Origin of the sequence: Desulfovibrio gilichinskyi, assembly GCF_900177375.1 — a bacterium.
Classification (GTDB): Bacteria; Desulfobacterota; Desulfovibrionia; order Desulfovibrionales; family Desulfovibrionaceae; genus Maridesulfovibrio; species Maridesulfovibrio gilichinskyi.
In genome coordinates this window covers 180,302-195,466 of the sequence record NZ_FWZU01000001.1, presented here as the reverse complement: position 1 = coordinate 195,466, position 15,165 = coordinate 180,302, and the positions used below count along the sequence as shown (strand labels likewise).

Sequence of the window (15,165 nt, the reverse complement as noted above, 5' to 3'; positions counted from 1 at the left end):
TAAAACTAAAGGAGTTTGTACATGCTCTGGATATTCTGGTTAGTCTTCGCTTATTTTCTGGGTTCTCTCCCCTTCGGACTTTTGGTTGCAAAAATAAGCTGCGGCATCGACCCCCGCACGCACGGCAGCAAAAATACAGGGGCGACAAACGTAGCTCGTTTATGCGGATTTAAATACGGGGTCGCTGCTCTGATATTAGATATTTCTAAAGGATTTATCCCTGTTCTCATGGCATCGCAGTACAGCCACAACTGGATGTTTTTATCTCTGGTTGCCTTGTCAGCAGTTATCGGTCACGTTTTCTCTATCTTTTTGGATATGCGTGGCGGTAAAGCAGTTGCTACAACAATCGGCGCCTTCTTAGTTCTTGCTCCGGCAGCAACGCTTTGGTCAGTAGTTTTCTGCATAATCGTAATTATGCTTTCCGGCTACGTTTCAATGGGATCATTGACCCTTGCAGTCTCATTACCTGTTATGGCCTTACTTACCGGAAACTTCGGCGCAATCCTGCTGGGATGTATTCTTACAGTGCTCCTGTTCTGGACTCACAGAGAAAACATTCGCCGCCTTGCTACAGGTGAAGAAAATTCATGGAAGAAAAAATAGCCTGACGAACGAACGTTAGTCTATATCTGAAAAAACTAAAGCCCGAAGTCATGAACTATATTTGTACATGATTTCGGGCTTTCTCTTTGATTTAATTTCAGTAGGGTCTAATATAAATACTTAATCCTGATATTTCTTCTGCACTTCCAAAACGGCATCAATATTTTCAAAGAACAAATCAACCAATGCCGGATCAAACATCTTTCCCCGATTCTTTTTTAAAAAATCGGTAGCTTTTTCTATATCCCATGCATCCTTATAAACACGCTTACTGCAGAGAGCATCATACACATCGGTTATGCAGGTAATTCTTCCGGCAATATCTATCTCTTCACCTTTAAGCCCTCTTGGATACCCGGAACCGTCCCAGTATTCATGATGCTCATATGCTATAATAGCTGCTGTTTTCAAAAGTTTTCGTTTGCTTGATTTAAGTATGCTGTATCCGATTTCTGTATGAGTTTTCATAATCTTTATTTCATCAGGAGTGAGACTTCCCGGCTTCAATAAAATTGAATCAGGTATCCCGATTTTACCGACATCATGCATAGGCGAAGCGTAATACAATTCATCGACGCATGTTGGATCAAGCCCCAAAGCCGTTGCTAGAATGCGGGTAACTTCCGACACCCTGATAACATGATATGCTGTCTCTTTAGAACGAAATTCAACAACTTCACCAAGCACACGAACAATTTCTTTCTGGGTATCTAACACCTCTTGATTCAGATAGATATTGTCAAAAGCAACTCCCACATTGTCAGAATAGATTCTCAATAAATCTTCATCCTGTTCACTACGCTCTTTCCCGCAACCTTCAACAAACAGTAAGTGGGATCCCTGTTGTGACGTAGGAAGATAACCTACATAATCTTCTCCGATAAATTTCCCATGGCCGATTTTACATATATTATCAAATTTTTGTCTGGTTTCTTCAGTTATTTCCTGACAATTTTCAACAGAATCGCGGCATACGGCGTACCGTCCAGTTGAAGCGATAATGCGCATATTCCCAGAGTCGGAATCGGAACTGGAAACCGCCATACCACTTCCATCCATGTAGACAGAATCATGAAGCCCTAAAAGCGAAATAACCTGCGTAAGAACGCCCTGTGCAAGGCGTCCTATGGATTGCTGTTTAAAAAGACTTCCAGAAGCTTCAATTATATACTTTAAGCCTTTTCTGTTCTGGTCAATTACAAGAATATCTCTATACGAACGCAGGGCTGCGAGAACAGAAGTAAACAGCCGTTGCGCTGTCAACTCTCCTTTATGCTTATAATCATTGATGTCGTATTCAATAATAACTTTACGCTCTGGAGCTTGACCTGGTTGACCTGTCCGCAGAATAATCCGGACCATTTTATTCTGCATTTCTTCACGTATGATACGGACAACATCAAGCCCCGCATGACTTGTTTCCATCACAACATCAAGTAGAATAACCGCAATATCAGAGTGCTCACGCATTATCTCAAGGGCTTCATCACCGGTATAAGCACTAATAAACTCTAAGCGTCCACCTTCGAATATAACATCATCTAATACAAGACGAGTGGTACTGTGCACATCTTTTTCATCATCAACTATAAGTATCTTCCATTTTCTATCCAGTTTAAAAACAGGGTCCTTATGCTCTTCAGTTGATTCATCCGCAAAGAAGATTTCATCATCCTTTACGGGATCCTTACCTGCACCCATTTTACCCTCTCTTATGAATTATAGTATAAGTCAAATAGGTATTATCAAAGAAAAAACGGTCTGCTGATCATCAGTCTTCGAAAATTCGAGAGTCCAATTATAACCGTCTATAATCCTGCGAACAATGCTTAAGCCCATCCCCACAGAGTCAGGTCGTTTAGTAAAAAAAGGATCATAAATATATGGAAGGTCCACATCCGCAATTCCTGACCCGTTGTCGGTAATTTTGATATGACACAATTCTGAATCAACCTGAATAACAAGTTCCACTTGAGGTGAAGATTCATCACTGAATGAAACCGCATTCTTAAGCAATTCTTTAATCGCTTTTTTAAACAGATCTGGGCGACCGTCTATTACAGCATGTTTAAGTATGATATTAAATTCTATATTTTTATTAAGGCTGGCTGCATATTTTTTAATATCAACGACAACCTCTTCCAGAAGCGGAAAAATTTCAGAATTCTGATGGTCACAATTATTAATGGAAGCATAGTCGGAGACACTATCCACAACTTCTTCAAGTCTTCCTGACTCCTCAGAGATAGTGTCTAAATATTTTATGATTTCAGACCCTTGCTCAAGTTTACGTGTAGCCAGATTAGCAAAACCGGTGATGGTCATTGTTCTGTTTCTGATCTGATGCGCTACAGACATTGCAAGTTGTGCAAGGCTTACACGGTTTTGCTCAATCTTACATAAATCGCGATATGATCTCAAAGCAGTTGTAACCGAAGTTGTTAAACGCTGCGAGGTAAGTTCTGCTTTCTGCCAGTAGTCATTGATATCAAGTTCAGTAATAACCTTATGCTCAGGTGCGACACCAGGTTGCCCGGTTCTTAAAATTATTCTTACAAAAGGATTGTTTACAAAAGTCCGTATACGTCTGGCTACGTCCAACCCGGCGGTACTTGTTTCCATTACAACATCTAAAAGAACAACTGCTATTTCGAAATCTTTTTTTAAGATATTTAAAGAGTCTTCCCCGGTAAAAGCACTGATGAATTCAAGCTTGCGACTCTCAAAGGAAAAATCCCCAAGGACCATTTGGGTCATCGTATGTATATCCGGTTCATCATCAACAATCAGGACGCGCCACGGCTTCACCTTTTTAACAGGACGTTCTTCAACTTCTTCCCCTGTGAAAAGAAGTTCGTCATCAGTAAATAGCTCTGTGTCCGTCATCCTAAACCTCATAAACAACAATGATATTTTTAGTCTTTCATATTTTATAACTCACTTCATACAAAATTTAAATGGTTTGTTGCAAAATATCAGGATTTACTATTAAAAAAACTATTTAATATGGCCTGTATTCTGACAAGTTAAAAACAATTAATCCTTGTAAATTTAAGGCATATGTTCTATCCTTCACAAAGTTTATTACCTGTAAGGATACACCGAATGGAACTGCTTATAATTCTTATTGCCACCATAATTTATGCTTTCACTTGCTACTCTGTATATGCTGGACGTACAGCGAAATATGATCAACGGAAAAAGGCTTTCGAATTAAAAAAAGCTCACATGACCAGATCCATGGATCGTTTAAAATATGAAATATCCTTACTTGAAGATGAAATTAACAAAACTGAATCTTCCATAACAGAACCCAAGTATATAATTGACGATAAAGCTGATATTAAAGATGAAAAACCGCTTACACCAAGCGATTATAAGATGTCATTTTGATGATTATTACCACCGTATTTCTCATATTCGCAACTCTGATTACAATATCATTATGTAAAAAAATTTCCGGCAACTTTGATATAAAAAATGAATTACTGGTTGAAAAAGAGAAATTACTTTATTCTGAGCAAGAAGATCTTAGAACACAAAGACGCGATCTTAAACGAAAACTTGAAGAATTAAAGAGAGATGCAATAGAGCAATCTCCAGAAATAGAAGAACCGACAAAAAAATCAGCTACACAAGATTTAAAAACATGGCTTGAGAAAAAACAAAACATAGACCCTAACCAGTATTCAGCAGCTTCACAATTTGCAAATGAAAAGAACATGAACCTATTATCAGCACTGCTGACCTTAAATATGATAAATGTGCAAACCTATGAAGAAGCTCAAAAATTAAAATTAAAATTGTAATTTTTTCAGTTCATACTCGTATACTAAAAAAACTATTTTATCTGCATAACGGTAATCATCTGTAGATTATGTAGAAAAGTTCACTTGTTTTATCATAAAACTACCCATCAAAGCAGATTACCAATAAGTCTTTTTTCCCAGTATTATAAAAAACAAAGCCGACCTTAGGAAAGATCGGCTTTGCAAAAAACTTTAAACATAAAACATTAAAACTCAATTTTAAATGTCTCACCTTTATGCACGTAGTATCTTAAATCATACGTTTTTTTCAAATGCACAACTAAAGAATCTACTGTCGCATCGTCAAGTCGCTGAACCCAGATAAAGACCTGCCTGCGCCCGTGCTCAACCCCTTCATAAGAGGTAATAACAGTCGAAAGCCTGACACCTCTTGCCCACAAGTCACTCAAAACGTCTTCCAGAGCTAAAGCTGAATCTTCCAGCAAAAAAGCAAATTGAGAACTACCGCGATTAACGCCGGTTACTGTTGTCAAAAATTTATAGATATCAACTTCGGTGATAATCCCGACAAGTCCGAACTCATCAACAACCGGAAGCCCTCCAATTTTATTATCAAGCAGAATACCGGCTGCAACTTCCATGCACGTATCAGGAGCAACAACAAAAGGATCATGAGTCATAATATCTTTAATCTTAAGCCCCTTCAACCCTTCACCTTCAATAGAAGCTCTATCTCCGGCTAAATACTTTGAAGGCATCGCATCACGGATATCCCTGTCTGAAACTATTCCAACAACAAGGCCGGAGGCTTCAGTAACCGGAATCTGCCTGATTCCGACTTCTCTCATCATTTCAACGGCGCTCTCTATGGGCGCACCAGGAACGAGGGTTAAAACCTCTTTGGTCATCCAATCCCCTACTAGCATATATAACTCCTAAAAATTCATTAATCCAAAACTTGATGAATACTCATCCGAAGCAGTCTAAAAGTCAAAAAGAAACAACATACGACTCGTTACTGCTAAAAAGCTTCCCCCGAAGCAAATAGAACTTCGTATGAAGCTCTTATCCCCTGCTCTCCACCGTAAAATTTTTCATATTCTTCAATAAAATGTAAATATTTCGATTTTCCCCATGAAATACTCCCGCTTGAGGCGACTGCGCCAGTTCGTTTATGATTCCGTAAAAAATCTACAACTGAAGGAAAATATACTTCGTGCCGAGCTCTACTAAAACTGACCCTGATATTTGAAATGCCGGAAATAACATCCATATAAAATTCAGCATCTTTTAAATTCTTTACAGACCCGAACCCCGTTTTTAAACTGATATCTGCAAGCTCGCAAAGCGTTCCTTTGACAAAAATAGCGATGGCAAACCGTCCGCCCCGCTTCAACATTTTAAAACTTTCAGGGATGGATTCTTCTGGATTTGAATACCATTGCATAGCAGAAGAACTAACAAGCAAATCAAATTGTTCTTCTCGTAAAGGGATATTTTCACCATCCGCCGCGACTAATAACGGTACTGATAATTTTTTCTGTTCCATGAGCATTGAGTGTACCAGATCCAGCGATACATAAGAATCAAATACAATTCGATCTTTCAGCTCACTAAAGAGAAACCCCACACCTGAGCCCACATCTAAAACTTTTTTAAACTGTCCTTCAGGGCAATACTGAGCGCATTGAAAAGCCACTTTCTTTTGAACAGATGCCGCGTCACCATAGCAGGCTGCGGCCTTGCTGAAACATTGCTTAATCCTCTTTTTCACGCTCTTAAAGCCCCTTAATCAAATTTATTATTTCACTTTCAGGTATTTTATGCCCACTTTCAGATTTATAAATCTTCGCTTGTGGAAGAATCTTCACAACAGAATCAAAAGCTGACTCTTTGACAATTTTATCATTATTCCCATGGACAAGTATTAAATTCGCTGAAAAAGGACCTTCTGCAAAGTCGATTCGAGAACAGATAAGATATTCAAGTCCTTCTATAAGCGCATTGACATTCTCTCTGACCAAAGAAAGATCTGATTCCTCACCACAATTATTATGAAAAGAATTTACAACTGTAGTCGGATTCTTATGTAAGCCTGCAATCATACGCCTTAAGATTCTTTCCGGAAAGGAATCGATAAAAGACAAAAACGGAGCTATTAAAATCACCTGATCATACATAGAAAATAAATGGGAACATTCTTTCAATAAAATATGCGCCCCTGTGGACCATCCTACAATGATTTTACCCCCGGTAAGATAATCAGGCAGCTCTTCCGGACTGAAACCTACGAAAGGAATTAAGAAATCACCCGATTCGGCTAAAGCAGGATATTGCTCTTTTGCTGTTGCCCATCCGCCGATAAAAGTTAAACTCACGATAAAATCTCTTTTCTAAGGGCGACAAAAGCATACTTAACTTTTTCAATGTCGGCTTTGGTTAAATCTGCGCGGAGTGAAAGTCTGAGGCGTGCAGTATTCATAGGAACCGTCGGAGGGCGGATTGCCGCAGTATAAATACCCTCTTCCAGAAGAAAAGCCTGAGCCTGCAATGCCAGTGCATTTGACCCTAAAATAACCGGAACAATCTGGCTTTCAGAGTTCCCGCAATCAAAACCTTCGCTTTCAAGAAATTTTTTCAAATCACGACTATTCTCAAGAACTCTTTCCCCCATAGAAGGATCTGCCGAAACCAATCGAAGTGAAGCGAGATTGGCCCCGACAACAGCAGGGGGAAGAGCTGTTGAAAAAACAAACGAACGCCCTTTATTTCTGAGAAAAGATATTAAATCAGAATTCCCTGAAACCATCCCGCCATGCGAGCCGAATGCTTTTGAAAAAGCTCCCATATGTAAATCAACAAGAGCTGAAACCTTGCGTTCAAAGCAAAGTCCTTTCCCCTCACCGAATACACCCTCAGCGTGGGCTTCATCAACTACAAGCATCACGTTATAGAATTTGCAAATTTGAGCGATTTCCTCAATATGGGCAAGGTCACCGTCCATGCTGAAAATGGTATCAGTAATTAAAATTTTAGCTAATGAATCTTTAAACGATTCAAGACGTTTTTTTAAATGTTCAATATCATTATGCTGATAACGAGCGTGCTTGGCTCCTGACATTTTAATCCCGTCTAGAATGCTGGCATGATTAAGCTTATCTGAGAAGACGACTGTTTGACGGTCAGCAAATGAGTCTATGATCGCCAGATTCGCGGCATACCCAGAGGAAAAAAGCATAGCCTCATCCTGCTCCTTGAACTGTGCGAATTCCTGCTCCAAAGTTTCGTACAATTTAAAATTACCGGTTACCAAACGTGAAGCGGCAGCCCCCGTTCCATAATCACGTATTGCTTGAATAGAAGCAGATTTGAGACGATCATCACAGGCAAGTCCGAGATAATCGTTAGAGGCAAGGTTCAAAAGTTTACGTCCTTTAAAGGAAAGCTCTTTCTCCGCTCCGTTATCAACGGAAGGAATCTTCCTGAGAAGAGAAGCTTCTTCAAGTTCAGCAAGCTTTGTCTCAATAGATAAGTTAAACCATTTTGATATCATATAAAACCGAACTCCGCTTACTCGGATGAGTGGTATGAAATATGTTGACTCACTTAAAAAAAACGAACCGGGAAAAGAAAAATATATTTCATAGCGCAGAATGGCAACCCCGTTTTTATCATAAAAAAACGGGACACTTAAATAAGTGTCCCGTAATCTGAAGTTATTGTATTATTTCAAAATATTTTCGACGACGCTGCTGCCCATAATGGAAGCAAACACATGCTTGTAATCTTCAACAGTCGCGTTTCCATCAACGCAGACTTTTTTCCATGCAGCACGAGTCCTTTCGCTTATTTGGCTGGTATCAAAATCTTTTGAACCTCGCATTTCCGGAATTTCGCGGTGAATTGAAACACCGCTCTGTTGTTCAACTTTATGTACTACTTTGCTCATTATGGTTTCTCCTGAATATAAATTTTACCGTCAGTAAAGCGCATATCTTCCGGTGACCGTACAGACATTGCAAGCTGCTTGAGATTAGCATTATTAGGGAACTCTATTTTATCCACAGTTAGCTTAAGTTTACCGTCAGAGAGTTCAGAGATATAGCCTGCAGGTGTTAAGCTATAACAGTCTGGAATTGCGACTTTAGCTGGAACCTTGTCCAGTGGTGTTTCCAGATTAACGATTGTTTTAGTCATTTTTTTTGATTCAGTACCAAATAAACGAACTCGCCCAAGCCCTGAATATCCATGCTGTGCAGTATTACCGCAGTTAAGTTTGAAGTAGTTAGCCGTGTGTGACGCACCTAGATCAAAGTTTAGTGTCTGTGTCCCACCTCCAGTGGATGACCACGTAAAAGCAGCCGCCTGTTGATGTAACAAAGTCCACGGACCTGTTAAGGAAGCCCCTTTGTACAAAGCCCAAGTTTGCGAGTTTTGAACATATGAAAAGGCTGATATTAAGGAATATTTACTAATCGTTTTAGGTGAATCAAATGCAATAACTAGATCAGTTGGATATCCATTTGCCTGCCAATAATCTGAGTTTGAAGGTTGATTAGCTTTACCAACCTTCCAGCAGGCATAAGCTGGACCGTAATCAGATCTACTTGCGGTTATAGTACATCCGTCTGTGGTTTCACCCGTCATGTCTGGTATTATCTGCTTAACCGGGCTTATACCATCCACGATTTCTTCACTAACGCTTGCAACCGCAACATCCTGTCCATCACATAAAATATTATTATTCAGTCCGCCTTCAACAAATATTTTTGCGGCTATTGATCCGGCGGAAGTTAAAACGAGCTTAGATGCTGTAGACCCCTCACCCTGTTCCACCACAATTTCCGGGCCTATATACTCGTTGGCATTACCCACCCCAATTGCAAAAATATTTTCTATCTTTCGTGAGGCATATTGGGGGGGCGTGGTCAAGCCGAAAGAAGTTATATCTACCGAAAAGTTGCCTCTTTTCTTAAAAGCCAATTCAAGTACGTTCATGTAATAATCAAGTTTCGTATTGTTAGACACAGCCCAATGAGTGAATTTGTCGGTTGATGCTACAGGGTAGCTATGTTCTGCATAAACTGAATTGTCTGTTTGTATTGTTGTCCAAGTTACTCCGTCATTTGAAGCTCGTAGATTAATAGTAGCCCCTAAATTTCTAGGATCAGCTAATGGAGTTAAGCTATACTCTTCTAAAGAAATAGGTTCCTTAAACTTCCACCCAATCCATGAACCATTTATTGCAAGATCTGCGGCAGTGCTTAAACCTGCCCAACGATTGGCAATATCCCCATCAAAGGCATTAGCTGAAATCCAGCCTGTAACATTTGCGGACTCTATAGGAGTCCCTAACTCAGACGTATATGGTTTATTAGGATACTCCCCAAGTTCGCCACTGGTAGCTCCTGCAACACCCTCAACCCCGTCTAAGAAAAGACTTTCACCTTCTTTAACTAGCTGATTGGTTTCAAGACTCGTTGCGGTAGAACGTGTGCTGACAACTAAAGTCTCACCCTGTAATGGGTTTTTAAATACTTTTGCCGGAGCGGCAGGAAGATTAATTATGCAGGAATAAGCTTTTTGCCCTTCTTCATAAATCTTATCAACATCATCTTGAGTTAATGTTCTGTTAAATACTCTCAGTTGATCCATAGATTGAGCATCATTGGCTCCGTGTGCCAAATCAGTTAAAGCTCCTGATCCGGTAAGACTTATATTAGTGATTGTCTTTACGAGCGTTTTATCAATATATAAATATCCATTTTTACCGTCTGAAGTTATACATATATTGATAAACTTGTTTAGATTTTTCCATGCGGAGGTATCCAGAGCCACATTTTGACCAAAAATAGTTACAGAGCCACGACCAAAATCGACACCGCAAATTCCCCCCATCATCAACCACATGATTCGATAACTTCCGCTCGTATGACTATTTAAAGAAGGGTTAGTCCACACAGACACGCCAGCGTGTTGGATATCATCAACTGGTACATTACATGGAGCTGTTCCATTATTTATAGACACAGCTTGACCAACTTTTCCTGTAATGTAGCTAACAGAACTTTTTGGAACTATAGAACTTGCAGCCTTCCCCGAACCGTTTAATGCCCCGTTAAAATTGTAAAGGGCAATGCATGATCCATCATCAAGAAGATCTACTATATCGGCTGAAGATACTGTTGACGACTCTACACTTTCAACGAACACATTGCCCTTGTCAGTGACTAAAAGCATACCTGCATAAAGCTCTTCAAGAACTTTAAGAAAAGTACCAGTTGTTCCGTCTAAAACCGTTTTTTGTCCGCTCGTCACCTCAACTTCCATTTTACCGCTGACAATCTGTTTTTCATTAACTGCACCGACAGAAAAGGCTGGAGGTTGTATATTCTCAGCGTCAATAGCCGCGCCGGGCCACCCCTTAGAATCATTCGCAAAAACCATTGTCGGGCCGTCATTAATCAAAACATTCTTAACTAAAATACGATAATTAGCAGTTTCAGAATAAATTTCCCCGCGCCTGCGCTTCACTACTTTCAGAGAATGTTCGGTATCTACATCCACGTTTCCTAAAGTCCATTTAATAACAGACCCAACAAGCACAGCCGATCCGAACTCCGAAACATCAAGATCATAACTGGCTAAAGAATCCTCCACGTAACCAACGATACCTACTTCTACGGTAGTTCCTTCATTCGCACTTTGCGGTCCGGAAAGGACCGGCGTACGACTGCGAAGATGTTCAATACCGTCCCATGCTATAGCTTCTGCTTCACTTTTAGCATATTCGGCTGCGGCCTGCGCGTTTTCGGCTCCTGATTTTGCGTATTCAGCTGCAAGTTGTGCGACCTCGGATTTGCTACAAGCCGATTCTGCGCCAGCACGGGAAGTGGCGGAAGCATCACGAGCCGCAATTATATTACGCATAAATTCTTGCGGCATAAGCTGATCTTCTTGCGGAGTTGAAATATCGTATTTTAATGCTCGTGCAACCTGTTCCTGTAACTGCTGATCACGCATAACACCTCGATCAAAAGCTTCGTTGAGCAATCCTGCAGAAAAAGGATCATTATCTACAAGTTCAAGTTCTTGAGAATAAGCAATTTCCCTGTAAAAAGTTATGCTGTCACCTTGTTGCAATGGAAATCCGGAAACAGGGTACATAACCCTGCCGCCTGAGTCATTTCCAGTTTCTGATATGAGTTTGAAGTCACTGCTTACAGCCAGTTCTCTTTCAACCCCGGAACTGTCGCGAACAACTGCCGCAAGATCCTCTTCTTTGAAAATCTTGAAATTAAAATCAAACAACGTTTGAACACCGTCACCAGCAAAAGTGATGTTGTTACTGCTTGAAACCACTGTCATAAAGTTTCTCCTCAAAAAGTTACTGATATATAAAACCACTGCCTTATACTTTCAGTCTATTTTGAAGTCCGGACATGAAACAGCCGACTCAGGTCCGGGGGCAAAAAAATGCGGACAAACTCATTAGAATTTGTCCGCATTTTAAAACCTACGAAAATTAATAAAATTATCAGCCAATCAAGGTGGTAATATGATCGGTTGCTTTATCTAGAAGCGAAGCCCCGATACTATCAACTTTATTCCCATACTCATGATCAGATTGATTTTTATCAAGGGCAGCATTGTTGGTTGCAGACCACACTGACATATTTCCTTGATCACCATATCTACTTGCCGAAATGTCCGCCTGGTATTTCACGATTTCAGCATCATATCGTGCTTGTCTGATTGTATCTTCTTTGACATCCACAATTGATCCTGAATCAAGCCGCACACCTTTATATCCGCTTAGCGAATGTTCACGACGGTATAACTCACGACGCAAAGTCGCTAATTTTATTTCTGCATCCTGCCTGACAAGCTGTGCTTCCTTATAATTACTGTCGCGGCTATACACTCCACGCTGAATATTATTAGTTCTTTGCAATTCAGCCATCTGTGAATTATATGCTGCTTCGCTTTGAGCATTACTACTGTTAAAAACCGATTTTCCGAAATCAGTCATCATGCCTATTCCGGCGCTTGCATCAAACCCTCCCCAAGTTCCAGAGCCTGCACTTTGAGCAGCAGCTGTTCCCCCGCCACCTCCGCCACTACCGCTAAGAGCTCCACCGACAACACTTGCCGCCATAGAGCCGACAGCTATCATTGTTCCTGTTGCCATTATTTATCTCCCTGTTTATTTAATTTCACGTTTGCAATTCTAGTTGCCCGGTAATAAAAATCACGACCAATTTTCAGCTTTTCATCATTAAATTTAAACCCGCACCATTTATGCCAATGAATACTTTTAGAGTTTTGAGTGCATACAAATGTATCAAAGACGGGAAAAAATTTTTGCAACATTTCTATAAGAGGTAATGATGCCCTTACAAACGGCAACGCATTCCTATCAACACTCTTTGCTCCTACTACCCATGGAGTTCCGACTCCTGAGACAGCTGCGGGAACTACGCCGAATACAGCATAGGGAACATCTTCAAGATAAAGACCGTAAACAAGTTTTGATTTCTCAACGTCCCTCATTATAACCTCAAAAATAGCCATATCCGGCCATAGACCTGAAATATCCTGCCTGTCGCTCTGCCGAATATTCTCTGCTACAAATTCAATATCTTGTACCGTAGGAACTCCGAGAGCTAATTTTGAGGCTGTAGATTTTCTACTCATGAATACACCGAGACTTGAGGAATAAGAGCCAATACGCTAAGTGGCAATGGTTGATCCTGTCTGATATAAATCTGCCCGTCACGATCATAACCACGGTTGAATTTAACTTCATAATCACCATTAAACAGTGATGGGGGACCGCCTACTTTATCAGCAGAAGTTCGGAAAGGCGCACGTTCAAGATTGTCTTTATCGTAACCGACCTGCAATCCGAGAGACTGAAATAAACGCACAGTTACGTGAGAAATCCTTTTCATACTCCCCTGTGCTGTTCCGTTCATAGATCCGCCCTCGATACGCAAGGTTTTCAAATTTGATGTATATTGAAGCCCCGCGTGGACGACCTTTGCCGGAGAAGCCAGCGTAATACACCCGTTTTTAACCACAACATCAGGGCGAACAGCCCCATCAGCCAAGATAGAAACTTTCATCCCTTCAAGGTGCTCAAGCCCCGTAAACACAGTATCAAGAGCATCCTGATTGTAGCTTAAACCTGAATCTACAAAGAATGCTCCCACAGAATCGTCACCATTAAACTGCTCTTCCATTCGTTCCACGTAGCTGCGTGTTACACCGTTAATCTCACGCGTAACCACGCACCACAATTCCTCCTGCGAAATACCGGGAATTACGCACGCTGAGCGAAACTTTCCTGCGGTTACATGCCTGTGGAACCCCACAACTTCCTGCTCGCGTTGATATGTGAGTCCTAAAAGGACACCGTCATCACGAATCATCCAGATTATGGAATCAGGTGATTGTTGGTATGCCCACTCGGTAATTGTGTTGGAACGGGTCATATGCTCAGCCAGAATTGTCAGATCCGGCGCGACGTAACCGTCAGCTTCAAATGAATATGAAAGTTCACGGATTGTTTTTCCTTCTCTCTGCAGAAAAACCATGATGCCGCCGACAACTACCGGGGGAATAGATGCTGAACCGTGAGTCGTTTCACGCCGGACAATTACAGAATTCGGAGTTACAGAATCCGAACTTCCACCTCCTGCAAGCCACCATTCTCCGCCAGATGTTCCCATAATAAGTTTCTTGGAACTGACCATCCAGCGAATCGCATTAACCTGATCCGCGGAGAGTGTGTAAGTACAGGCATCATCATCCACAATCGGAGATGACACGCCGAAATCCTCATATGAACCGCTCTTACTCATCCAGATAGTTTGCGGATTCGCAGGACTTGCGGCAAAGCACAGACGTTCTTCAAAAAACGTAACGCATGAAGGAAAACCTTTAGTACTATTCCACTCAGATGGAGGGGAAGAGAAAGGAACAAGTTTTACAGTCCAGTCGACATGAGATGTTCTGGATAGTTTATAAGGTTGCACCTCAGGGTGTACCAAATACATAACGTCAGCAGACTGGGTAAAACGAATCTTCGCTAAATCATTCTCAGTGTATGGAGTCGGAACCTCAACAGGTTCACCATCTGCACCTACAACAATACCGCCGTCTTTATAAATTCTGATATTTTTATCGGTAAACTCAAGAACATATGCCTGCTCTGTGGAGAATTCGAAGGGAATTAATCGAGCTTTCGGCCCTATTTGCCGCACATAAACAGAATCAATTTGCCCTTTGAAATCGGCATCTGCGCTAATACTGATTAGTCCAGAATCTCCAGCTTCAAGACGAGATACAAATTCCCCGCTAGCAGAAGCGGACTCGCTAACTCCAGCACCAGCAGAAACAATTTGCACGGAGCCACCAGTATAATTTGAAATTTTAAATCCAAATTCATACGTGCGCCCTGCGATTAACCCTACTTCCCGACTTAGAACAGACGCTCCTTTTTGGGTTCCACCGCAAGTTGCAGAACCGCCTGCAACAGTCCACCCGGCACCGACAGTCCAGCCTGTTGCGGAATTCAAACTGTTTTTCGGCATTAAATCACGCCCGACAATTTCTCGAATAAAACGAAATCCGGTTCGACGCGATGCTCCTCCATGCGGATGAGTGTACATATTTTCAAGAACAGAAAGTCCGTTTGAATATTTTGCGAGATCAACCCTACCACCGAGACGAGGTGAAAGTTCACCTGCGCTGAAGTTGGTCATTATTAATGAAACTGACACAA

At 41.1% G+C, this 15,165-nt stretch carries 14 protein-coding genes; 3 read left to right on the top strand and 11 right to left on the bottom strand.

From position 1 onward, the window contains the following. Positions 1-21 precede the first annotated feature (21 nt). Positions 22-606 (top strand): glycerol-3-phosphate 1-O-acyltransferase PlsY, encoded by a 585-nt coding sequence (plsY, locus tag B9N78_RS00885; RefSeq protein WP_085096981.1) that lies wholly within the window; start codon positions 22-24, stop codon positions 604-606. 120 nt (positions 607-726) lie between these two features. On the opposite strand, the gene B9N78_RS00880 is transcribed toward plsY, so the two are convergent. Next, complete coding sequence (locus B9N78_RS00880) at positions 727-2,307, bottom strand: response regulator (RefSeq protein ID WP_085096978.1); 1,581 nt, start codon at positions 2,305-2,307, stop codon at positions 727-729. A gap of 30 nt (positions 2,308-2,337) precedes the next feature. Beyond that, entirely contained in the window at positions 2,338-3,492 is a 1,155-nt protein-coding gene (locus B9N78_RS00875; RefSeq protein WP_085096975.1) for an ATP-binding response regulator, read from the bottom strand. A gap of 219 nt (positions 3,493-3,711) precedes the next feature. On the opposite strand from B9N78_RS00875, the gene B9N78_RS00870 reads away from it, so the two are divergent. After that, on the top strand, positions 3,712-3,999 hold the full coding sequence (locus tag B9N78_RS00870) for a hypothetical protein (protein WP_085096973.1): 288 nt from the start codon (positions 3,712-3,714) through the stop codon (positions 3,997-3,999). Beyond that, on the top strand, positions 3,999-4,415 hold the full coding sequence (locus B9N78_RS00865; RefSeq protein WP_085096970.1) for a hypothetical protein: 417 nt from the start codon (positions 3,999-4,001) through the stop codon (positions 4,413-4,415). The genes B9N78_RS00870 and B9N78_RS00865 overlap by 1 nt, the downstream gene beginning before the upstream one ends. Before the next feature lie 206 nt (positions 4,416-4,621). Here B9N78_RS00865 and B9N78_RS00860 read toward each other — a convergent pair whose 3' ends face one another. The 9 genes from B9N78_RS00860 to B9N78_RS00820 form a co-directional block, all read right to left on the bottom strand. Next, a complete protein-coding gene (locus B9N78_RS00860; RefSeq protein ID WP_085096967.1) occupies positions 4,622-5,302 on the bottom strand; it encodes a CBS and ACT domain-containing protein in 681 nt (226 codons plus the stop codon). Positions 5,303-5,397: 95 nt separating this feature from the next. After that, entirely contained in the window at positions 5,398-6,150 is a 753-nt protein-coding gene (locus tag B9N78_RS00855; RefSeq protein WP_085096964.1) for a methyltransferase domain-containing protein, read from the bottom strand. Positions 6,151-6,154: 4 nt separating this feature from the next. Further along, complete coding sequence (locus B9N78_RS00850) at positions 6,155-6,754, bottom strand: hypothetical protein (protein ID WP_085096961.1); 600 nt, start codon at positions 6,752-6,754, stop codon at positions 6,155-6,157. Then, positions 6,751-7,929: an aminotransferase class I/II-fold pyridoxal phosphate-dependent enzyme gene (locus tag B9N78_RS00845; RefSeq protein ID WP_085096958.1), complete on the bottom strand. Its 1,179-nt coding sequence runs from the start codon at positions 7,927-7,929 to the stop codon at positions 6,751-6,753. The genes B9N78_RS00850 and B9N78_RS00845 overlap by 4 nt, the downstream gene beginning before the upstream one ends. Positions 7,930-8,100: 171 nt before the next feature. Beyond that, positions 8,101-8,325, bottom strand: coding sequence for a hypothetical protein (locus tag B9N78_RS00840; protein ID WP_085096955.1), 225 nt, complete (start codon positions 8,323-8,325; stop codon positions 8,101-8,103). Beyond that, the gene (locus B9N78_RS00835) at positions 8,325-11,744 is read right to left on the bottom strand and encodes a LamG-like jellyroll fold domain-containing protein (RefSeq protein ID WP_085096953.1); all 3,420 of its coding nucleotides are present in this window, start codon (positions 11,742-11,744) and stop codon (positions 8,325-8,327) included. The genes B9N78_RS00840 and B9N78_RS00835 overlap by 1 nt, the downstream gene beginning before the upstream one ends. Positions 11,745-11,913: 169 nt before the next feature. Then, complete coding sequence (locus B9N78_RS00830) at positions 11,914-12,567, bottom strand: hypothetical protein (RefSeq protein WP_085096951.1); 654 nt, start codon at positions 12,565-12,567, stop codon at positions 11,914-11,916. Continuing rightward, complete coding sequence (locus B9N78_RS00825; protein WP_085096948.1) at positions 12,567-13,073, bottom strand: hypothetical protein; 507 nt, start codon at positions 13,071-13,073, stop codon at positions 12,567-12,569. The genes B9N78_RS00830 and B9N78_RS00825 overlap by 1 nt, the downstream gene beginning before the upstream one ends. Beyond that, positions 13,070-15,163 (bottom strand): phage tail protein, encoded by a 2,094-nt coding sequence (locus B9N78_RS00820; protein ID WP_085096946.1) that lies wholly within the window; start codon positions 15,161-15,163, stop codon positions 13,070-13,072. The genes B9N78_RS00825 and B9N78_RS00820 overlap by 4 nt, the downstream gene beginning before the upstream one ends. Between the last annotated feature and the right edge of the window lie 2 nt (positions 15,164-15,165).